Raw genomic sequence first — 22,959 nt, 5'->3', positions numbered from 1 at the left:
ATGTTTTGCTGATTTTTATTTTTTCAGGATATAAGTGTTGTTCTCCTTTTTCACTTCCAGACCTAATATGAATGCCAGTGCTTCTATATTTTCATCGGTACTTCCCCCCGTAAAGTCTGCCGTGATTTTCTTACCGGAAACTTCTTTAGGATATTTAATACTGATCTGATGATTTTTCTGTAAAACCTCTACAACCTCATCCAGTGAAACATCGTTGAAACTTAAAGACAATAAAGCCGAACCGTTTTTGCCGGAATTTTTTCCAGGTGAAATTGAAAGAACAGCCGCCGTTCTCGGAATCCCGAAATTGGTCCATTTTTGATGAGGTTTAAGAAAATAAACCGGAACTCCTTCAGATGAAACAGCTACTTTACCTTCATACAGATCAACCGCTTTATCGTTTCCTGACTGTGAAATTTTAAAAACCGTTCCCAATACTTTGGTGCTGAAACCATCTGCGTTTACAATAAAAGGATGTATTTTGGATTTGGCCACGGAAAATATGGCGTCTCCTTTTAAGCCAACAATTCTGGTATCTGCAGGAAAAGATTTTTCTACCGTAAGCTCTGCACCCGGAAATAAATTCACTATCGTACCGTCTGCCAGATGAACTTTTCTGTTTACAGATTCTGCGATATACACATCCGGTTTAAAGAAAGTATAATATGTAAAAACTCCTCCGAATGACAGTAATAATAGAATAACTGCCGCCGCCTGATAAATATATTTTTTAAAGCTGATATTGTGATGAACAATCGTTGGTTGAGCAAAATAAGGTTCCAAAGCGAATAAAATTCTTTCTTTAGATTCCTTAGATCCTGTTTCATTTAAATCTTTTTCAACGTGGATTTTCCATTTTTCCAAAATTTCAGTTTCCTTCTGGGAGATTTTTTCTCCGGAAACTTCCCGCTCCCAAAGTCTGAAAACAAATGCTTCAACTTTTTTATATTTTAGGTTCTTCATAAAAAATATTCAGTTCTAATTCTCAATGTAACTATTGATAAGACTGCGAAAAACAGAAACTTCCCCAAGCCAATCTTAACATCTTATTCATATTAAAATCAAGTTGTTAACAGTTTTGTTGATTTTTGATACTTTATCAATATTAGCTTCATATTGGAGCGCTTTTTTTTAGAAATAATTAATGTTGGATTTACGAAAGTTCACAAAAAGTTAATTTTACATTAGGTAATTTTGCGGTGTAATTATGAAACTGACAGATCACACTTTATTGAATAAAATAAAATCAGGAGACAAGCCTGCTTTCATGATACTGTACGAAAGATATTGGGACAGCCTGTATGGTTTTGTTTTCGGGAGAACGAGAAATAAAGAAGTTGCAGAAGAAATTTTACAAAATCTCTGGATTAAAATCCTTGAGGATACCAAAGCCATACAGACCGACGAATCGGAAAGCGCAAAGGGCTATCTGCTGCGATACCTTCATTACAGGATCATTGATTTTTATAACAGTTCAAAAAAAAATTCAGCAACGGTAAGCATTGATGAATCCGACATCCCAATAGAAATAACAGACACCGAATATTTTGAGATTCTTGAGGAAAGTGATATTTCCGCTTTGTTTGAGATGATTGATGAGGTGGTTTCCCAGCTTTCCGCTACAGAACGAGAAGTCTTTGATATGAGAATCCGGAAAAATATGTCTGTCGAGGATACAGCAAAAGCCCTCGGGTTGAGCAGTAAAACGGTAAGTAACAAGCTAAGCAAGACTCTGGGTGAAATAAGGGAAAAGCTTAATCCAGATTATCAATCTTCCAAAAAGCTTATTTCTCTGTTGGTTCTCATGGAAATCCTGGCCAAACAGGCAGCAACACTACAGGATATGTAAAACCTTATTCATCAGGAACATAGCCAGGAATAATTTCAATAACAGCTGGACCGTAAGAGCTGCGGGCATCCCTACTGAAGCTGATACCAATGCTGTTGACGATTTTCTGTAGATTATCCGATTATGTTGAAATATTTGCACAACATATTTTCTTCATAAACGATACTTCAAGCAATAAGCGGACAGATCATTAAATGATCTGTCCGCTTTTGTAAATTAGAATATTAAACTATTTTTTTATAAATTTTATATTGGATTGCTGGTCTTTGTCCATCACAGATATGATATAGGAGCCGTTTAAAAGTTCAGAGATATTTATTTCTTTTTTAGAATCGGCGGTACCACTTTTTACAATTCTACCTTCTGCATTGTAAATTTCAAAGGCAGAAGTCTGTTTCAGATTCGGCAGCTTTATAAATTCTGAGGCAGGATTAGGATATAATTCCATTTTAGCAGGATTTACATGATGATCGCCTACTGCTAAGGAACCTCCCGTATTTCCGGTTGTAATGGATGTATTTGGAGTACTCTGATAAGCATATGATTTTATTCTCAGCTTATTGGTGGTGAAAGAAACAAGTATCCAACCGTAATAGTATTGACTTCCTACAAGAAATCTAACCCCAATATACCGGTCTCCCAATGCTAAAAAATTCTGGGTTTCCCCATCACCAATAAGAGGGCCTCTCGGCTCGGTAATCCATCCGGCAGATGTGGAGCTTAATGATACTCCGGAGCTTAAAGGCATTGCATAAGGCACACCGAAGGAATTAAAATTTCCGGTACCAATTGCCTGATTACTGGGATTATAAGAGAAAGAATTGGAGCTGGTGATATGCATAAAATAAGTGCCGGGACCAAAAACATCCCATCTGAAATTGAAATCCACAACCCCGTCATTATTAAAATCAATAGGGAAAAGGTTTGCACTGCTTCCTCCTGTCGGGGAAAGATTGATCTCAAAATTGGGATTCACTGGTGTATACACAATCTGTGAATAGGCTTTCCCCATCATAAGCAGGAACAAGCCAAGAAATACATTTTTTTTCATACATTTAGGTTTATTATATAAATATTGTTTTACTCTAATAGCAAAGCTGATGCCGTTAAAGAAATTAAACTTGCATCGGCACTTTTCCCGCTTCCGAAAAATATTCGTCTTTACGAAGATCTAATCTTGTTGCCTTGCGTCAGTTTGATGTTATTCAAATTACCAAACCGTAAAAATGTATTCAATAATTCTTTCCATATGATAAAGTCATAAAAAGCTATGCCGTGACCAATATGGTAAAAAGTTCTACTGTCGGTCGGTCGTCTGCGTTACATGGTAACCTAGACAAAAATCTCCCACATTTGACTTGCAAACATGGGAGATACCCTTATTAAGTTTAAAAATATTAAATTTTGAGCTGAGAAAACCTTATTTTACTTAAGTAAAGTCAGGGTAAAGCTATTCTGAGAAAAAGTACTTCTGGAGGTGTTTGTGGTACAGCCTGGAGAAGAAGATCCTCTTACTTGCATATAATATGTTCCTGCTGTCAGGTAAGCTATATTCGAAGTGTAAATAAAGTCATAACTACTAGAACCGGTAGGTACATGGATATCCTGCGAAGGAAATGCAACATTTACTGCTGCCGTTGGGCTTTTGCTCAAATTATAGGCAAGAAAAGCTCCACAACCCGCTGGGCTTTTATCGGTAATAAGACGGGGTGAAACAATATAATATCCGGGAGTAGTAACAACGGCGCTTGCTCCAAGGTAGGTCATAGCCGCAAGGATATTTACATTGGTACCTGTTGTAGAGTTAATGACAAGTGCAGAACCCGTAGTGTCACGCCAAGTGGCTACACCACTCGCATCAGAAACCAGAACTTTACCTTCTCCCTGTGTTCCGTCTGCAATTTTAATGGCCCCTGCAACGGTTCCGTTGTCAATGTCTAATCTTGTGGCAGGAGCTGCAGTTCCCATACCTACTCTATTATTTACCGCATCAACATTTAAAGTAGTATTGTCTACCTGAAAATGACTGGTTCCTGTAGTAGCGGAAGAGGTAAAAGAAAGGGTTTTGTCAGTCATTGTTACTACTCTGTTTGATGCAAGAGTCCCATTATTTTTATAAATATTCGTGTCCTGATTTATTTTCTGCCAGATATTTCCATCGAAAAAATAATATCCTTCTTCTGTAATGTTGACGGTTTTTGTGGAAGCTGCACTTACGGCAGAAGTGGCATAAACAATATTGCCTTTTTGGTCTATTGTATACTGCGTATCTCCAGCTTTGATCTGATCTCCTGTAAGCCTTGGCACAAGAAGTCCTTCCGGTTTGCTGCCATCGGTTGTTTTTGCACTTATATCCAGAGTAGACTTTGGGTTATCTGTATTGATCCCTATTTGGGAAAATAAAAATTGAGTACATAAAAGACCTAATAATAGATTGATTTTTTTCATTATTCTGTATAATTTTAAATATAATTCCGTAATCTGATTTCGTTCGGTATCCTGTTGATTATCCTTTATAATTATGCTACACAAATTCTTAAAAACGCTGTAAAATTAGATCAATCAGCAACCATTTTGAAGACAATACTTTGTCGTTGACAATACAAAAAAGACACATAAACAAATTTTAATTTAAATCTTACAATAAGTACTTTTATAAAGTTACTTTAGGATAAATTTCTGATAGAGAACATAAACATGGCCGAAGGTCCGGCCATGCAGGTAGCCTGCAGATAATAGAGGGATGTTCCGCATAGCAATAATCAGTTGTGTTTCTGAATCGCAAAGTAGAAAATGATTATAAAAGTTATTTTTAATAGTTTGACTCGGATTAAATGAATGCGTTGCAATAGCATTTTTAGTTGATCATTAGGATTTTTTGATTGCTGATTGCGTGGCAAAAGTAGCAGATCCATTATTATGATAAAAGAAAACACCTTGTTTTTTTCCTGAAAAAGACAAGGTGTTTATAATTGGTAAATTACTGGTTATAAAATATTTAAACCTTTTCTTGAAGACTTTCTTCTTCAATATATTTTATGAATAAAGAAGGAGATAAAGAAGTTTCTTTTTTAAAGACTTTACTGAATTTGCTATGCGAAGAAAACCCAACTTCATCGGCTAAAGAAGCCATTTTATAGTTCCGGTATTGAGGTTCATTCTTGAGTTTTTCAATGATATAATTAATCCTTAATTCATTAATATAATTGTTGAAATCTTTCTTTTTGTGCGTATTGATAACATAGGAAAGGTATTTCGTATTAGTTTCAAAGCGTCCCGCTAAAAAGGGAAGAGAGATATTTTTATTATTGAAAAGATTGGATTTCTCAAATTTCTTCAATTTGGCAAGCAGTTTTTCTTCCGTTTCGGATGTCATTAAAACCGGCACTTCATTATTTTCTATCTCCATAGGTGTCTCGGTTTCCTTTAAGGCGGCAGAATCAACGAACCTTGGTTTTTCATTAGATTTTCTTAGTATTTGTTTGAATTTTTCAATGTTTTTCTTTTGTTGTATTTTAGATCGTATATATAGAACAAGGATAAGAATAACAAGGAATCCTGTAATTACAATAAGGTAATTTTTCCGGGTACTTTTTTGCTCTGCCTTTACTATTTTTTTGTCAAGATTAGTATAAGATTCATCAACAAACTGCCGCGTTTTTGAAGTTATTTTGCTTTCTAAAGTATCCTTTTTTTGATCTATTTCTTTGAGTTTTTCAATATTCTTAGTTGCTATGTAATATTTCTCCACTGTACTATAAACTTCTTGCTTAAGCTCAAGATTTTCGGCTTTATCAGAGACTTCTTGTGCAAGATCAAGATATTTCTTTGCATTAATTAAATCGTTATTTTCTAAATATACATTCGCTAAGCCATTATAAATATCTCCCGTAATTTCATTTTCAGGAAAATCTTTAACTAAATTTAAAGCCTTCCTATAATGAAATAAAGCAGCTTTGATATTTTTCAGATGGTAATAATTAGAACCAAGCATCTGTTCGTTATCAGCAGTAAAGAAATCTTTTTCTTTTATAACATTATTGAAATGAAGCTGAGATTGTTGAATATACTGATTGGATTTCTTGTATTTTTTTTGATCCATTTCGTAATAGGCCATTTCTTGCAGAATTAAACCCTGGATTTTGTGTGCTATTAGCGTATCCTTAATCATTTTGCCTATTTCGAGTGTTTTTTGAGCATATTTTTTTGACTGGTTGTAGAGTTCGACACCACGATATTGGCCGGCTAAAAAGAGAGAAATCCGTGCTTGCCAGTTTAAATCATCCGTATTTTCAATAATTGTTTCAGCTTTTTCGGCATACGATAAGGCTTTCTTAAAATCTTTCGTATCTCTGTAAAGGGTAGCCGAAAGCATTAAACTTTTTGCTTGAAGGGTCGGTGTTTCAGAAATCTTGTATAAAGAATCAGCAATATAAAGTGCTTTTTTGAAATCTTTAGAAGCTGTTTCTAAATAGACTTTGTTATATAATTTATTATATGCAGTTAAATCCTGTGCATTAATTGATAAACAAGCGAAAAGTAGTAAAAGAAAAAATTCTTTTTTCATGTGTTATGTTAAGTAAAGTGTTTTTTTAAATTTTTTAGAAATGGAATCAACATAAATAATATGATCTCTGAATTATGGTAACAGCTTTATCAATAATTAGTTGACACCAAAATTAATTATTTAAAATTATACGCCATTTAAGGTTAAGATCAAATTATTTTTAAGAATATGGTTCAAATATTAGATTTCAATTAATCATTATCACCATTTTGAATAATTTTTTTCATAGCTGCAAAATTATACTTTTTGGCGCATATTTCAAGGTTCCATATATTAAATAATACTTATAATAAATTAGATTTTTTTCGAGATTGAAGCCCAATTCAAATAACAAACAACCGAAGCAATAAACTCCGGTTGTCATATAATTAAGGAAGATTTTTTACTTTTATTATCCGCTAACTAAGGATTCTGCTCATATCCAGCCACCTGAATTTGAGATAAAGGAATCTGATACAAGTAATCCTTCGTTGAAATGGTGAAATTATAGTTAAGATCCGCCGCTGCCTGATTAATGACATCCACTGCGATATTCCAACGCACCAAATCATGCCAGTAAACACCTTCGCCTGCAAACTCCACTCTTCTTTCCTTACGGAGCGCCGCAGTAAAATCGGCAGCTGACATAGATGTAGAAAGCGGAGCTAACCCTGCCCTCTGACGAATTCTGTTTAAAAATGGAACAGCACCGCCGGTATTACCCTCATTATTCAACACTTCTGCATACATTAAAAGAACATCCGCATATCGGATCACAGGAAAATTAATCGGCCAGTCGTAGCGGTTGGTCAATGCAAGCCCCGGCTCACGGAATTTCACGAAATAATTGGCATTATCCGGTTGCCCGTTTTGAGCTATAAATTGGGTTTTAACGGTTAAGGCACGTCTTAAATCCCCAGTTTCGTAGGAGTTAATCAATGATTGGGAAACCCCTAATTCCGCAGAACTGTAAAGACTTCCCTGCGCATTGTACAAAGGATCTGCTACTCCAAAAGTAGGTGAAACATAACTTGGTAAATAAGAACCCTGCGACAGCCCGCCACTAATATGCTGGATTTCAAAAATATGATATTTGTTGTCATTGACACTTTTAAACAAATCTGCATAATTCGTCGCAAATGTGACATACTGCCCTTCCACCTGAATGACTGCAGATAAATGCTCTTTTGCTTTAGATAAATAAGAGCTGTTGTTGAGAGGATAGCCGTATCCTGTAAGATAGATCCTGCCTAACATCGCATGAGCTGCAGATTTTGTTATTCTTCCCTTATTAGCTGCGTTGTAAACATTTTTTAAGCCAGCTACAGAAGCTTCAATTTCCGAGGTAATGAAACTATACAGAGTTGCCAGATCAGTTCTTGGTATCGTTGCAGCTTCTTCAGGGCTCACCGGATGATCTATCAAAGGGACTTTTCCAAAATTACGCATCAATTCGAAGTATGCATATGCCCTTAAAAAACGGGTTTCTGAGCGGTATTGCTCCCTTGTCGCAGGATCTGCAAATGGAACGGCATCGATTCTTGCTAAAATATTATTCGCATAAGAAATCATCTGATAGGCATCTTCCCAAAGAATATCCATTTCTTCGGTTGAAGAGGTATCCTGAAAACGGTTAATCGCGTAATAATCCCTGTTTCCGTTTTGGGAAATGGCATTAAAATTATTGGAACGGACTTCCGAAGCCAGCAGATAAAAATTAACATCGAAACCTCCTCTGGACGAAGCATTTATCATTCCGGAATATACACCCGACAAGGCTTGCTGGATTTGCAGCTCGGTGGTATAAAAAGAAGTTTGCGTGATATTATTTTCAGGTTCCAGCATGAGATCTTCTTCGCAGCTGATTATTCCTAATGTTAATGTTCCGAAAATTAAAGTTTTTGTGAGAGTTTTACGGTTTAATCGTAAAAAGGATGTATATTTTTTATAAGTTGTTTTCATTTTTAAAATTTTAGAAATTAAAGTTTAGGCCCATCATATAAACCTTTGCATTAGGGTATGCACCGTAATCAGTTCCGTCCGACTGTACGGATTCCGGGTTGTATCCGCCGTAATAATGGTCTTTTCTCCAGACATTTTCTAAGCTGATGTAAATTCTCAGGTTAGACATTTTTAATTTACTGGCTAATTCCTGATCAAAATTATATCCCAATGTTATATTTTTCAATTGAATATAAGTGGCATCATACAGCCATCTTGTATCCAGAAGACTTCCTGTTGTTCCATCTAATCTCGGCGTTTTTCCATCTCCGGGATCTTCATCGGAACGCCAGCGGTTTGCCCAGTTTCCCATGACATTGACAGTAGTTCCCATACCTGTGCGATCGATTGCACGACCTAACAAAGCATAGCTGTAACCTCCTTTTTGCCCCTGAAAGAATACAGATAAATCGAAATTTTTGTATGAGAAAGTATTGGTAAAGCCCCAATAATAATCAGGAGTAGGACCTCCGATGATATGACGGTCGTTTTCATTGATAACACCGTCTCCGTTGACGTCTCTGTATTTAACATCACCAGCAATGGCACCAGTTGTTTTAGCAACACTTGCATTGTTGATGTCCGCTGTAGAAAGCACGCCAATTGCTTCATAAAGATAAAATGAATTCAGCTCCTCGCCTACTTTTATGATATTGGTGCTGTTGCTAAAACCTGTATAAATAGGCGCATTATCAGTACCTAGCTGCAATACTTTATTATCATTAAAAGCGATATTAGCCGATGTATTCCATTTGAAAGCACCTGTTAGGTTTTTTGTGCTTAATTCTAATTCCAATCCTCTGTTTTGAACTGAGCCAACGTTCTTCCACATTGTGGTATAGCCCGTTACAGAAGGTACCGGCTGTTCTAAAAGAAGGTCTTTTGTTTTTTTAATATAATAATCTGCGGTAAAATCAATTCTGTTGAATAATCCCAATTCAAGACCGAAATCAGATGACTGTGTTTTTTCCCATGTTAAATCCGGATTGGGAATCGTATTGGGTATTAAACCGTTTGATAAACTTCCTCCAAATGAATAATTCCCGCCTGCAAGTGTCCCAAACGCCCTGTAATCACCAATTGAATTATTCCCGTTTTCTCCCCAGCTGTATCTTAATTTAAGGTTATTCAACCAATTTACATCTTTTAAGAAATTTTCGTTATCTATCTTCCAACCGGCCCCAAACGCCGCAAATGTTCCCCAGAGATTATTCCATCCAAATCTGGAAGAACCGTCTCTACGAATACTCGCAGACAACATATATTTTTCCTTATAATCATAATTTACACGTCCAAAATAAGACAGGAGCATCCATTCCGAAGCTGTATATTCCGAATTAAGCACAGATGCGGATTGGTTGAAATTGAAAGTCTCCAAATCATCATTCGGGAAACCTTTATTTCGGTTGTATTGAGTGGTTGTTCTGTAATTTTCCGCACTGTAACCGGCGATGGCATTGATATCATGTTCACCGAAAGATTTTTTGTAGCTTAACAAAGCTTCACCCAGATATCTGTTGTAATTTACCGTTCTTCGGCTGGCGATACTTACCTGTCCCGGTATATTAGTAATTAAATCAAAAGTAGGCGTATAACCGTTATTAATATTGAAATTATTGGTTGCTCCACCGGAAATTTTTATGTTTAAATCAGGCAAAATATCATAAGACACATACAAGCTGGATAAGAGACGGAATTCGTTTGTTTTATTGGTAGTTTCTTCCAGAAGTCCGATTGGGCTTTGTGTAGAACCTGCCCATCTGTATCTTTGATTTTTCCAGAAATTCGTATAAAGACCGGCACTCACCTCTGCTACAGGAACCATAGAAAGCATTTTATGGGCTAAATTGTCTTTTCCGTCTACCGTGGCACCGTAACTTTGTGAATAGCTTGGTCTTAATGCAATTCCCGCCTTCCATTTATCTGAGAGATTAACATCAAGAACCGCGCTTAAATTAAATCTGTTAAAGCCCGTATTAATTGCGAGACCTTCCTGATCAAAATACGCCCCCGAAATCATATATTTCACATTCTTGCTTCCTCCACGCACCGCCAATTGGTAACTTTGAATGGATGCCGGACGGTAAAAAGCATCCTGCCAGTCGATATTGGCAACCTGGTTGGTTCCCCAGCGAGGATCAATCATATAATTGATATTGGCCAGATTGTAATCAGTGGTATTGGCCAAACCAAAATAATTTGCCCTTACAGCGTAACTATCTGATGCTGAATGACCCGGAGCCAATGCTACCCATTTTTTGTTAATCGCTTCTGTAGCATAATCAATCCATTCTGAACTGGTCATAATGTCCAGCTTTTTTTCAATGGTCTGAACTCCATAGTATTGCGAAAAAGTAAATGACGGTTTCCCCGAAGTTCCCTTTTTTGTCGTCACAATAACCACACCATTAGAACCTCTGGATCCGTACATCGCAGTGGATGCCGCATCTTTCAGAACTTCAATAGATTGGATGTCATCCGGTGAGATATTTGCCATATCATCTACTACCATTCCGTCCACCACATAAACCGGGGAATTACTCGCCGATATGGAAGCCGTACCCCTTACCCTGATTTCCAGTGGTTCGCCGGGTTTTCCGGTAGTTGAACGTGTTTTAACCCCTGCAATCTGACCGGTTAATGCCTGATCAACCCTCGCAATGGGACGGTTTTTAAAACTTTCAGCATCTACCCTGCCAACGGACCCTGTAACTTCACTTCTTTTCTGTGTGCCGTATGCGATAATAACTACTTCTTCGATATCTTTAGCTTTATCATTGGGATTTGGTTTTATACTATCGTTAATCGTGGCGGTCGTTGGTTTCTCCTGTGCGAAAATTAAACCTGTAGTGCTTACTAAAAGGCCGAGAGTTACTATAGAATTTTTCATTTACTTTTATTAATTATTTAAAAAAATTACTATTACTTTTCAATATTTTTAAATTATCTAAACAAAAAATCAAGAATATCCTCAGATTTCTTTTTATGTTTGTTTTTATAAAAGTATACTTATCGAAAAACTCAGCTATCCTGTAGTTACCTGTTATTATTCTCATTTGAGAGAGATAGTGTGGGGTAATTAAAATTAATCAGGTAGTTGATCCAAAAACGTTAACAATATTCATAAAAACAATAAAACCTCCTGGGACAGGAGGTTTTTGGAACAAGTTTTTTATGTTTTTAGAATATATCCGATATCTATTTTGGTTTTATTTTTAATTATGGTTTCCAATATGACCATTTGCTGCCGTTGAATACAGCCAGGCGTTTTGCCCCTTCTTTATTGATGTACACCATCATTCCGGCAGACGGGCTGGGAATATTCTGAACATCCTGTACGGTGGGAAGCACCATTGCTTTGGTGGTGGATTCTAAGACCAAAACACCATTGGCCGCGCTCGACGCTGCCCCGATGATTACTTTTTCACCAGCTCCTTCCGCTATTTGTGAAACCGTTGGCTGAGTGGCTAAAGCAGCACTTACATCAGCATCCTGACCACTTAGATCAATCCATGCACCGTTGTAATATTTTACACGGGCTTTGGTAGCATCAGTGGCATCAAGAATCAACGTTCCTTCTGCCGGTGCAGTGGGTAATGTTCTTACGTAAGGCAAGATGATTCCTTTATTTTCGTTGGGAGCAAAATCCAGTAAAACAGAGGTTTTTACGGCTGCCGTACCTACAGCATCCCCTACGATAACCTGGGCATTTGAAAATACTGCTGTACCTATTAATAATATGGTTAGTATATTTTTCATTTTATAATTTTTAAACAGGATTAAATTTTAAAATAATTATGGACAAGTTGGGGTACTGAAGCAGCTCCACGCGGTTCCACTGTATATTTTTAAACATTTTGCAATAGTATCATACACCATCATTCCTTCCTGGGGAGAAACTATGGCTGTTATCTGTGCTGTCGTCATTCTGGAAATGACAAAACCTTTATTGTTGGATTCTAATACGATATGGGCAGATTTCCTGCTCGCGGGCCAGCTTCCGTCATTTGGGATTATTTTTTGAAGGTTAGAAAAACCTACCTTGCTGTCAATCCCTGCTGTTGCTGTATTGGCATCATCGTAGCAGACACATCTTTGTATAGTATAATTATTGGTTTGAGGATAGTAAGTATCTCCGTAAATTGGGGATGAGGTTGAAACAAAATTATTGGTTGAGCCATTGGTTCCCTGTTGTTTGATTTCAAATTTAAAGGTTTCATTGGGCTCATAAACCGTATCATTTAAAGAAGAAATGTTGATTGCAATTCCGTCTTCATCATTATTCGGGCTGGAATATCCGGGAGTTACCCCGCCGTCATAATTTCCTGTAGGTATTGTTACTAAATAAATACTGCTTCCCGGAGTATGGGTGACCACCGGTGTCCCTCTTGAATTGGTAACACCTGTTAAAGTAATATCGCTGTCTGAGGCGAAAGCTGTACCATTATTTGGATTGATAAGCTCGACAGCTACTGTAGTTGCAGTTGTCACCGCACCACTGACTCTCAGAAATAAAGTACCATCACTTAATCCTTCACAAGCCGACAGAGCGTTGGAAAACTTCAAGTCAATAAGAGGATTAAGCGTGATTCTGATATCATCCAATAAGTTACCTGCACCGGGATTGGTTGTATTAATTGCCCTGAAACCTACCCTGTACACACCGGAAGTTCCCGTAAAAGTATAAGATCCTGCATTGGTAGACCAAACTGTCGTACTTGAAGGTAACACAGTCTGTCTTACGGTAGCTATATTTACCTGGTTTTGATTTTCAATCACCATGGCAGCACGTTCGGATGTATCTAATCTGGCCCTGTGTCTAAAATTAAAGCTGATGATATCGCCATTGGCCAAATACATATTCTGATAGATCATGGAACTTACATAGGCATTCAGCTCAACAAAATTGGTTCCCTGTGCAGCCGATACACCCCCAAAACCACTTCCCCAGACTTCAACAGGGTGACATAAACCGACAGCACCAACAACACAAGCACCTGCCTGAGTGGGATGCGAGGTATACCAGGGCGAACTAACGGGTAATCCTGCATCAAAAGTTGTCTCAAATCCGAAATTGGTATCGGTTTGCTGTCCTGTTCCATTGGCAACTCCAAATTCTAATCCGGGGTTGACAATTACCCTGGTTTGGGCAAAGCTATTTTGTGGAGAAATTAATAATAAGAATAAAATTACAGCACATGCAAAATTGATTTTATTAAATAAAAACACTGTAATTCGATTAAAGATTTTCATAGTTTATGCTTTTTATGTAATTGATTATGAGAATATATAAAAGTAATATCCGTAATGTCTAGCCTGGATTATAGTATAGAACAGATAATTGAAAAAACTTCACGATCATTTTACAATTAAAATGTAATCACAGCGCAACCAATAATGCAGTTTGCTGCCCTATCAAAAACATTAAAGTTTTAAATTTTTTCTCTCGTTGACGATCACAAAAGTAGCTTTCATAATGGTATGTAAGAAGATAATAGCTTGTCATTTTCAGGAAAACGGCCAAGTATGTTTTGCTATTACAATATTGATTACAAGACAATTATATACAATAGTGTGGCGTGAAACCTGTAAAATTACAACTGTCGGAAAAATAAAACTTCAGACAAAATACCGGAAAAAAAATGGTAGAAAAAGTGAGAATACTGTCGCAAATGACAAACGTGCCGTGTTTTATCAGTAATAAATTTTTCCGGGTTTTACCTTTACTAAACTTTCGCTTTCCACAATGAACTACTTAGTAAACTGTTGTAATTATTAGTACAAACAACAAACCATACAGCATGTTGACTTTTGACTTTTGAAATGTCCGAATTTAAAGTAAACCTGGATTTGAAAGCAGTTTAGATTCTATCTTCATAGAGCAAAGCCTCTCTCAATGCGAGGGTCTTTTTTCATAATCAAATTGTTTAATTTAGCTTTAAATAGATAAATTAATTTGTCCGAATGAATAAACATAAGTTGCACATATTTTGCTGATAAACCATTATTATAGAAAAAATAAACTGGGAAAAACAAAAAAGAACTAAAAATAACACTATGAACCTAAGCAACAAAGAAATTCTGGAAAAAGCAAACGCTGCTGTTTCCAAAGGCAATTATGAGGAGTTTTTATCTTTTTGTACAGATGATACCGTCTGGACATTTATAGGCGAACAAACGCTGACCGGCAAAGAAGAAGTCCGGAAATATATGGAAAAAGCATATGCAGAACCTCCAAAATTTGATGTTGAAAACCTCATCGCCGATGGTGATTTCGTAACAGCAGTAGGCAAAATCAGCATGAAAGATGAGCACAGCAAAATGATTACGTATGATTACTGCGATGTATGGAAATTTAAGGACGGTAAAATGTGGGAATTAAAGGCATTCGTTATAGCAGCGGAATCCACGGAAAATTAGGTTAATTATTGATTAAACTAAATAATAAAAAAGCTACGGAAACCCCCATTTCCCGGCTTATCAAGATAACAGGAAAAGCAATACAAATTCGTTTTTTCCTGTTTTTTTATTTAAACCAAAACATTACTTTAAGTTGATCTCAAACTGCTATAAATTTTTAAAATTAATTTTGAATCTGCTGTACAATTTGCATTTTACTTAGTACTTTTATAGAAATAAAATTTTGATGCCCAAAAGATTAATCGCAGAGAAAATAATAAACCTTACCCCATTAAAAGCCAGCTACCCGCTGAACTATATGATTCCCGTTTATCATTCTGTTTCTGATGAGCACATCCCCCATATCAAGCACATTATCAACTATAAAAGCCGACAGCAGTTTGAAAAAGATATTGATTATATGTCGAAAAAATTTCATTTTGCAGACTGGGACTTTTTTAAGGAAAATCATAATAAAACAGCCACGAAACCTTTAGCATTAATGACTTTCGATGATGGATTTTATGAGTTTAAAGACATTGTTTTGCCGATATTGGAACGTAAAGGAATTTATGCAATTAATTTTATCAACCCCGCATTCACAGGTGATCAGGATTTGATGTTCAGGTGTAAAATAAGCTTGCTTATTGAAAGGCTTAATGAATTTTCTTCCGTTCCTGAACCTTTATTTAAATTATTAAACTTAAAAAACGGCTCCAAAACAGATATCATCCGTAAGCTAAAATCTATAAGCTACAATCATCAGGATCTTATCAATGAAACAGCCGCTTTACTGGAATTTAATTTTTCCGATTATCTTAAAAATAATAAAGTGTATCTTGATCTTGAAGACCTAAATTATATTAAAAACAAAGGTTTTGGAATTGCCGCACACAGCTGGGATCATCCTTATTACAACGAATTACCCGTAAATGAACAGATTAAAAACACTACCCTTTCCATTCAGTATATGAAAGAAAATAATTTTCTTGATGATATCTTTGCTTTTCCTTTTACCGATTTTGGTGTTAAAAATGAATTTTTCGTAAAATTGTTTCACGGAAATAATAACCTGAAATATACTTTTGGATGCGCCGGACTCAAACTTGACAGTTATCCTGAAAATTTGCAGCGAATTCCCATGGAAAATGGACTATCTGCAGAAGATGAATTAAAATTCCAATGTTTATATTTTAAACTTAAAAAGTATATTAATAAAAATACAATTATAAGAAAGTGATTTCCTTAGAAAGATATAATAAAGAAAGCTTGGACAAATTGATAAATTCCCATCGGTTTGATTCCTTTTCTTTCAAACCAATTTCCCATCACAGAGCGGTATCTCACATTCATAATCCCCGAGCTGCAGATGATGACACCTTGCTTATACTTGCTATTGATGGCGATAAGCTGGCCGGATATATCGGGATTTTGCCGGACTTTATATTTTACAGAAATCAAAAGACAAAAATTGGGTGGCTGAGTACGCTGTTTGTACACCCTGATTTCAGAGGAAAAAGGATAGCCCAACAACTGCTTGCAGAAGCCTGCAGTCAATATGAGGACAAAATTCTCATCACAGAATTCACCCCCGAAGCAGAAAGCATGTACGTAAAAAGTAACCGCTTTGAATATGTGAAGCCATTAGAAGGATATACTTATCACTACCGCGCAAATTTGACGAAAATTTTACCACAAAAGAAAACTTTCTGGGAAAAATATACATCATTACTGAAAGGTCTGGATAGTACTATAAATCTCTTCACAACACCCGTTCTGAGACTTTTTACATCAAAGAAAAAATACAAGGTAACTAACAAACCGGACGCAGAATCACTGGATTTTATAGCTAAAAATCAACTTAATAATAGTTTTCACAGGAATACCGACGAAATCTCATGGATCGTGAATTATCCGTGGATTCTCAACAGTAATTTAAATGATGGCAAATACCTGTTTTCGTCTTTTGCAAAGGAATTTAAGTATGTTTTCATCAAGATGTATGATGAAAAAGATATTCTAAGCAGTCTGATGATGCTTACTGTAAGGGATCAACAGGCAAAACTGCAGTATAAATTCGGCGATTATGACAATAAAGTATGCGCTGAAATCCTACATCAATTTATCATTAAAAATAAAATAAACAGCCTGATCTGCTACGATGAAACCATTAATTTCCACTTAAAAAAAGAACCTGCACTATACAAAAAAACACGCATCAGGAAGTATCAGATGACAAAAAGTTTGAAGGTTGCCTTAGGAAATGATTTTCGTTTTGAGGTTTTTGGTGGTGATGGGGATTGTGTGTTTACCTAAGTTGTATTTCTTTTATTAATATTTTTAATATAAATTTTACTTTTAATTTAAAAATCCAAAAGCCCATCCGTAAGGCTTTTCCACTGAATTTTTGAAGCACCCATCATACCTCCGATGGCGATAAAGATATTCCGTATGATGTTTACAAAAGTTGTATTGAAATTTGGGCTTTCATTTCTACCGTAAACGGCTGTAGTAATGCAGTTATCCTGTCTTAAAATCATAAAATTGGAGGTCGCCTCTGCCGAGTAAAAATGGGCTATATGATAATCTTTAGGCTCTCCCGGAACAATCGAAGGGCTGCATGAAATCAGAATTCTTTCGTAATTGTCATTTTTTTCACTGAAAATACTTATGATCTTTACCCAGTCATACCCTTTTGCTTCCGTATCTCCGGGACCCGGAATATCTATTTTGATAAAATCTCCTATTTGAGGATCACGCTCGATAAAATAGCCGTAGGAATCATATAGTTTGAAATCTGCCAGATTGCCCCCACAATATTCCTTCCACTGGCTGATATTAAGAAACCTCTTCTTTAAAATCTCAAACTGCTGAGCTGCAGCTGATGAATTTTCAAAATATTTCTGGCTTTCGGTGTCGTGAAAGCTTCCTTTTTTTTGTTGCGGAACTCCCGGAATCTGTTTAGCCTTCATACTTTTTAATTTTAGATATTATAAAATTATTACTATCAAACCAGAAACTTTATGAGCGGAATCATGAAAATTAATATCACTTAAAATAATAAATTTTCAAATAAAAAATATTAACTATAAATAGCTTTAATATTAAAAAAAATCAACCGATAAAATGATGAAACAAAGCAATAAAAATAAAACAGGCCGGAACAAAAATCGCAAAATATTTCCCGAAATTCGCCAAAGCCCTTGCATATTTATTATTAAATCCTACCGACTGCATTGATGAGTAAAAGCCGTGCCACAGGTGGAAACCAAGAAGTACAAAAGCACAGCAATACAAAAATGTGCGCACCGGATTTTGAAATTTATGCACCAATTCTTCATAATATCTTGTCTCATCGGGAACATTCATTTCTATAAATTTATAATTCAGTTCCTGAAACCAGAAATCATACCAGTGCAAACAAAAATACGACAGAATCACGGCTCCGGAAATTATCATATTCCTGGAACTCCACGTACTGTTCGTAGAGCTCGCATTATAAGCGTATCGAACCGGTCTCGCTTTACGATTTTGAATTTCCAGAATAAAACCCATTACAAAATGAAAGACCAGCCCAAAAATAAGGATCGGCTGCCCTATATATTGCACCAAAGGATTATATCCCATAAAATGTGAAATCTTATTAAAAAGATCCGCACTGATCACTGAAGTGAAATTCAAAGATACATGCAGCATCAGGAAACTTATAAGGAAGAAGCCGGAAAGCCCCATTGCCACCTTCCTCATGATAGATGAATCAAGGATTTGTTTTGCCATAATAATGAAAATTAGTTACTGCTTTTTATGATAACAATCTACTTTTTGTTTTTGGACAAAAAAGATAAACTAATTGCAAATATGGTCTTATTTATTAAATCTTTCCTCTAAGATTTTATATCGATAATCAAAGATATTTTCAAGTTTTTTCTTTACAAGAACTGAATGAGCAATTTCTCCCAAAAAGCCAAAAGGCAACTCATAATCAACAGTATCCTTCATGAGAACACCATTTTCATTTTCAATAAATTCATGATGATGATGCCAGATCTTGTATGGCCCTTTCCTCTGAAAATCTGTAAAGCTCTTTTGAAAATCAACCTGGATAATCTCAGTTTTCCATTTCATTTTGATTCCAAATAACGGTGAAACAAGATAATCAATGATCATTCCTTCAAAGATTTCATCGTTTTCAAAATGCGTAAGCACAGTGAAATTCATATCTTTTGGAGTAATTTCAGACAAATTGCTTGCGGAGGAAAAGAATTTCCATGCGGTTTGTATATCACAGTTTAATTGCTGTTCGCGAAAGAGCTGGTGTTTCATTTTTATTAAAATTTAATTATAAATCCACATCAAAACCGGTTTCCTGGCATTCTGCAGCATCGGGTCAATTTCCTTCATCGCATTATTTGAAACCGTGGGACAGCCCCACCCTTCCGGTGAACCGTCCGGAAAAACTTCTTTATCACTCATCAGATCCCACGAATGAAAAACGATGAATCTTTTTAAAGCGTTGTTATTGGTTTCTTCCAAACCATGCATTAAATATTTTACATGAATTCCCCAATCACTGTATCCACGCCCTTCCAGCTTATATTTCCCTAAAGCCGAAAGGTGACTTCCATCCTCGTTACTGAATTTCGGATTGTCTTTTGAATGGTCCTTACTCCAGCTATTTGATCCACAACCGTGGCCAACCAGATATTGTTTTGAAACAACATCCTTTTTAAAATCCCAGATAAAAAACCGTTTGATCCCGGAATGCAACTCCATATCAATCAGAATACAAAAATCTGTATTTAAGTTCTTCGATTTGCAAAACTGTAGTGCTTCTTTGGCCTTCAGCTTTGTTTTATTCACATCAATTCCGGGTCTTTTTTCAGCAGTGACTTCAGGAGTTTGCCGATCCACAATAATTTCCTTTTTTGATTCTGTTTTACATGAAATCAAAAGAAATAGCGTAAAAATTAAACTTAAAATTTTCACTTAAATTATTTGTAATGAAGGAAAATACCATAATCTGAAGGAGTCCACAAGGCAGCCTTCTGTTCGGCGGCTTTTAAAGCGTTGTTTGACCAGGTATTGCAGGTATTCAGGAAACTGTATTTTCCCTTTGCGTCGTAAAAAGCATCGTTGTTACCGTAAACCGCATCGGTAGGAATCAAAACGAAATTTCCGTTTTCATCTTTGTCGAACTTATTTTCAACAAATTCTGCCAGCTTTTTGTACTGATTTCTACTGATCATGATCATTTTGCAGTCGTTACCCACCTTCATTTCTTTATAATAAGTACAGTGCATTGCCGATTCGCTCAGCCAGAAGGCTGCTTTGAAAGCTGTTGAAAATTTCAGATCTGCCCAGGTTGGCGTATCAAGATAGAAACCTTTGTCGCCCCATCCGATTCCGACAAAATTATAATCCGTCTGTCGGGATTTTGTATTGGTAAAAGGTATTTTGGCGCCCCAATCCTGCAGACCATTCTTTACAGGCATCACGATATCAGTGTGAACCCCATTCGTATAAATATACACAGGGATTTCCTTTTTTTGGCCGTCATCTTTTGCCGAAACTTCAATAAAAGGCAGCAAATAGCCCAACGCTATGTACAAAATAACGATTCCTACAATAATTCCTAAAGCTTTGAGAATAAGAAACAGCATCTTTTTCACACTCATGTTTTAATTACAGTTAATAAAAATTTAATTTAATTTTTTGTAAAAGTATTTGTTTCAAATGAAATTTTCGCTAAATTTAAGTACGAAATATTCACAAATATGCAGAAAGACACTAAATCAAACAAAAGATTTAAAGTAAGAGTAAAAGTAGCTCCAAAAAGAATACAAAAAAAACGTTGATTTTCGGTGAGATCTTAGTCTCCTGAAAGTCATTTTTTCTTTTTAGGGAAAGCTTTTTTCGAGTTTTACTTAAGACAAATCTTTTCACCTCTTTAAAGTTAGAATTTAAAGAATGGTCGTTTATCCACTTTACTTTGGAACATAAAAATTCCAGACGAGGATTTATCACCAAAAAATATAGCTAAATTTTACCGGAAGACTTCTCCAAAAATTCAATATTTCGCTTCAAACCTGAAAATTTTGTACGCTTTACGGGAGATTTTTTAAAAATTTCTGAGAATAATTCCTGCGTAAGTTCTTTCCACTCCCCTTTTTTAAAGTTTTTTAAGGCTTCATTCGGGTTGAATCTACTTTGAGTATTGGGAACCGAAAACCTGTTCCACGGACAGACATCCTGACAAACATCGCAGCCAAACATCCAGTCGTCCATTTTATCTTTAAAATAATCAGGTATTTCGTTTTTTAATTCGATGGTGGCATAAGAAATACATTTACTGCCGTCAATGATCTTTTCTGATACAATTGCATCAGTAGGACAAGCGTCGATACATTTTCTGCAAGTTCCGCAGTGGTCGGTGGTTTCATGATCTGGAAGTAATTCCAAATCACAGATAATTTCGGCTAAAAAATAAAAGGATCCGCTTTGTTTTGTAATTAAGTTAGCATTTTTCCCGACCCATCCTATCCCGGATTTCTTGGCCCAGCTTCTTTCCAGAACCGGCGCCGAATCTACAAAAACCCGAAACCCAAACTCTCCTATTTCTTCCTGTAATTCACTCACCAATTCGCGGAGAATTTCTTTAATGACTTCATGATAATCTTCCGCATAAGCATATTTTGAGATCTTAAAATTCTCAATGGTAGAAATTTTTTCTTTAGGAAAGTAATTATATGAAAGCGAAATGACTGATTTTGAGCCCTCAACAAGTAACCTCGGATCAAGTCTTTTATCAAAATAATTTTCCATGTATTTCATTTCTCCATGAAAATTATTCTTTAGCCATTTCTCCAATGGTTTGGCATCTTCTTCCAAAAAATCTGCTTTTGAAATACCACAATTTTGAAAGCCAAAACTTTTTGCCTTGGATTTTATTAATTGAGAATATTTTTCAGCAGTTGAATTCATGATTTTTACCTTGCAAAACTAAGATTATTTTATAAATTTGTTTGTACTTTGAAGATCGAATTATTGTATGACTGTTTTTGATGCTTCAAATCTAAATTTTAACTTAAATATTAATATATTATGTCTTTATCAGAAGTTTTAAAATCAGGAAACTATGAATTAATCGACGTTCGTGAACCAATGGAATTGGAAATGGACGGAAATATAGATGGCGCTAAAAATATTCCACTGGGTGAAATAGAAGATAGACAGGACGAAATACTGTCAATCGAAAAACCCGTAATCATCTTCTGCAGAAGCGGAAACAGAAGCGGAAAAGCATTGGAATACCTGAATGCCCAAGGCTTGAAAGACGGCTACAACGGCGGAGGCTGGGCTGATCTGAAAGCAACTATTCAAGCAAACGAAGGAACTTTTTAAGTTCCTTTTTTTATTCTTAAGTTTTAATCATGAATTTGAAGGAAAGATTTATACAAAATTGCCTGCAGTTTAGCAATGATCAGGACATTATAGATGATTTATGGACTGAGATTGAAACAAAATATTCTCAAAAAAGCAGATATTATCATAATCTCGAACACCTCGAAATTATGTTTTCGGAACTGGAGTCTGTAAAAAACAAGATTCAAAATTTTACTAAGGTTTCTTTTTCTGTCTTTTATCATGATATAATTTATGATGCAACTTCAAAATTAAATGAAGAGAAAAGTGCAGAATTTTCTGAGATCAGACTTAAAAAATTAAATGTAAATTCTGAATCTATTGAAAAAATTTCACAACAAATTTTGGCCACAAAATCTCATCTGAAGTCTGATGATAATGATATTAACTATCTTTTGGACGCTGACCTTGTGATTCTTGGGAAAGATTTAGAAACTTATATTGATTACACGGAAAAGATCAGAAAAGAATACGCTATTTATCCAGATTTACTTTATAAACCTGGAAGACGTAAGGTTTTGAAGCATTTTCTGGAATTGGAAAATATTTTTAAAACCGAAGATTTTAGAGAAAAATATGAAGTTCGGGCGAGGGAGAATATTTTGTTTGAGATTGAGAGGTTGTAGATTAATTTGACAGTAATTTACTTTAATTAATACTTATTAACCACTCCGTCAAAAATTCTTTGAATTTTCGCCACCCCTCCAGAGGAGGGGATTTTTTACATCCGCTAAAATTTCAG

Annotated in this window: 20 protein-coding genes; 6 read left to right on the top strand and 14 right to left on the bottom strand. The window is 35.7% G+C overall.

Going from position 1 to position 22,959, the window contains the following annotated elements:
* Window positions 1-15: 15 nt before the first annotated feature.
* A complete protein-coding gene (locus ATE47_RS03000) occupies window positions 16-963 on the bottom strand; it encodes a FecR family protein (protein ID WP_062160563.1) in 948 nt (315 codons plus the stop codon).
* A gap of 244 nt (window positions 964-1,207) precedes the next feature.
* On the opposite strand from ATE47_RS03000, the gene ATE47_RS02995 reads away from it, so the two are divergent.
* Window positions 1,208-1,849: an RNA polymerase sigma factor gene (locus ATE47_RS02995; RefSeq protein ID WP_062160562.1), complete on the top strand. Its 642-nt coding sequence runs from the start codon at window positions 1,208-1,210 to the stop codon at window positions 1,847-1,849.
* Between the two features lie 229 nt (window positions 1,850-2,078).
* Here the strand turns inward: ATE47_RS02995 and ATE47_RS02990 are convergent, their stop codons facing one another.
* From ATE47_RS02990 to ATE47_RS02960, 7 genes are all read right to left on the bottom strand, one after another.
* Window positions 2,079-2,900: a T9SS type A sorting domain-containing protein gene (locus ATE47_RS02990; protein ID WP_062160561.1), complete on the bottom strand. Its 822-nt coding sequence runs from the start codon at window positions 2,898-2,900 to the stop codon at window positions 2,079-2,081.
* A gap of 374 nt (window positions 2,901-3,274) precedes the next feature.
* Window positions 3,275-4,297 carry a hypothetical protein gene (locus ATE47_RS02985; RefSeq protein ID WP_062160560.1) on the bottom strand — a complete coding sequence of 341 codons (1,023 nt, stop codon included), beginning with the start codon at window positions 4,295-4,297 and terminating at the stop codon, window positions 3,275-3,277.
* A gap of 550 nt (window positions 4,298-4,847) precedes the next feature.
* Window positions 4,848-6,416 (bottom strand): helix-turn-helix domain-containing protein, encoded by a 1,569-nt coding sequence (locus ATE47_RS02980; protein ID WP_062160559.1) that lies wholly within the window; start codon window positions 6,414-6,416, stop codon window positions 4,848-4,850.
* 402 nt (window positions 6,417-6,818) lie between these two features.
* On the bottom strand, window positions 6,819-8,357 hold the full coding sequence (locus ATE47_RS02975) for a RagB/SusD family nutrient uptake outer membrane protein (RefSeq protein ID WP_062160558.1): 1,539 nt from the start codon (window positions 8,355-8,357) through the stop codon (window positions 6,819-6,821).
* A gap of 10 nt (window positions 8,358-8,367) precedes the next feature.
* Window positions 8,368-11,286 carry a SusC/RagA family TonB-linked outer membrane protein gene (locus tag ATE47_RS02970; RefSeq protein ID WP_062160557.1) on the bottom strand — a complete coding sequence of 973 codons (2,919 nt, stop codon included), beginning with the start codon at window positions 11,284-11,286 and terminating at the stop codon, window positions 8,368-8,370.
* Window positions 11,287-11,615: 329 nt separating this feature from the next.
* Window positions 11,616-12,155 (bottom strand): hypothetical protein, encoded by a 540-nt coding sequence (locus tag ATE47_RS02965; RefSeq protein WP_062160556.1) that lies wholly within the window; start codon window positions 12,153-12,155, stop codon window positions 11,616-11,618.
* A 36-nt stretch (window positions 12,156-12,191) separates the two neighbouring features.
* Window positions 12,192-13,649, bottom strand: coding sequence for a hypothetical protein (locus ATE47_RS02960; protein WP_062160555.1), 1,458 nt, complete (start codon window positions 13,647-13,649; stop codon window positions 12,192-12,194).
* Window positions 13,650-14,453: 804 nt separating this feature from the next.
* Between ATE47_RS02960 and ATE47_RS02950 the strand changes: the two genes are divergently transcribed.
* The 3 genes from ATE47_RS02950 (at window position 14,454) to ATE47_RS02940 (ending at window position 17,111) form a co-directional block, all read left to right on the top strand.
* Window positions 14,454-14,816, top strand: coding sequence for a nuclear transport factor 2 family protein (locus ATE47_RS02950; RefSeq protein WP_062160553.1), 363 nt, complete (start codon window positions 14,454-14,456; stop codon window positions 14,814-14,816).
* Between the two features lie 226 nt (window positions 14,817-15,042).
* Complete coding sequence (locus ATE47_RS02945; protein ID WP_062160552.1) at window positions 15,043-16,035, top strand: polysaccharide deacetylase family protein; 993 nt, start codon at window positions 15,043-15,045, stop codon at window positions 16,033-16,035.
* A 29-nt stretch (window positions 16,036-16,064) separates the two neighbouring features.
* Window positions 16,065-17,111: a GNAT family N-acetyltransferase gene (locus ATE47_RS02940; protein ID WP_185097118.1), complete on the top strand. Its 1,047-nt coding sequence runs from the start codon at window positions 16,065-16,067 to the stop codon at window positions 17,109-17,111.
* Window positions 17,112-17,158: 47 nt separating this feature from the next.
* On the opposite strand, the gene ATE47_RS02935 is transcribed toward ATE47_RS02940, so the two are convergent.
* The 6 genes from ATE47_RS02935 to queG all read right to left on the bottom strand — a co-directional run bounded on the left by ATE47_RS02935 (window position 17,159) and on the right by queG (window position 21,776).
* Window positions 17,159-17,767, bottom strand: coding sequence for a hypothetical protein (locus tag ATE47_RS02935; protein WP_062160550.1), 609 nt, complete (start codon window positions 17,765-17,767; stop codon window positions 17,159-17,161).
* Window positions 17,768-17,909: 142 nt separating this feature from the next.
* On the bottom strand, window positions 17,910-18,572 hold the full coding sequence (locus tag ATE47_RS02930) for a succinate dehydrogenase cytochrome b subunit (protein WP_062160549.1): 663 nt from the start codon (window positions 18,570-18,572) through the stop codon (window positions 17,910-17,912).
* 87 nt (window positions 18,573-18,659) lie between these two features.
* Window positions 18,660-19,118, bottom strand: coding sequence for an SRPBCC family protein (locus tag ATE47_RS02925; protein WP_062160548.1), 459 nt, complete (start codon window positions 19,116-19,118; stop codon window positions 18,660-18,662).
* Between the two features lie 12 nt (window positions 19,119-19,130).
* Window positions 19,131-19,706, bottom strand: a complete 576-nt coding sequence (locus ATE47_RS02920; protein ID WP_228376308.1) for a murein L,D-transpeptidase catalytic domain-containing protein — start codon at window positions 19,704-19,706, stop codon at window positions 19,131-19,133.
* 80 nt (window positions 19,707-19,786) lie between these two features.
* Entirely contained in the window at window positions 19,787-20,464 is a 678-nt protein-coding gene (locus ATE47_RS02915; RefSeq protein WP_062163425.1) for a TIGR02117 family protein, read from the bottom strand.
* Between the two features lie 367 nt (window positions 20,465-20,831).
* A complete protein-coding gene (gene queG / locus ATE47_RS02910; protein ID WP_062160546.1) occupies window positions 20,832-21,776 on the bottom strand; it encodes a tRNA epoxyqueuosine(34) reductase QueG in 945 nt (314 codons plus the stop codon).
* 120 nt (window positions 21,777-21,896) lie between these two features.
* On the opposite strand from queG, the gene ATE47_RS02905 reads away from it, so the two are divergent.
* Both ATE47_RS02905 and ATE47_RS02900 read left to right on the top strand, forming a co-directional pair.
* Window positions 21,897-22,196 carry a rhodanese-like domain-containing protein gene (locus ATE47_RS02905; RefSeq protein WP_062160545.1) on the top strand — a complete coding sequence of 100 codons (300 nt, stop codon included), beginning with the start codon at window positions 21,897-21,899 and terminating at the stop codon, window positions 22,194-22,196.
* 29 nt (window positions 22,197-22,225) lie between these two features.
* Complete coding sequence (locus ATE47_RS02900; RefSeq protein ID WP_062160544.1) at window positions 22,226-22,843, top strand: HD domain-containing protein; 618 nt, start codon at window positions 22,226-22,228, stop codon at window positions 22,841-22,843.
* Window positions 22,844-22,959: the final 116 nt, after the last annotated feature.

Origin of the sequence: Chryseobacterium sp. IHB B 17019 (genome assembly GCF_001456155.1) — a bacterium.
GTDB lineage: Bacteria > Bacteroidota > Bacteroidia > Flavobacteriales > Weeksellaceae > Chryseobacterium.
Note: the sequence above shows the minus strand (reverse complement) of the source record. Positions and strands in the feature narration are given on the sequence as shown.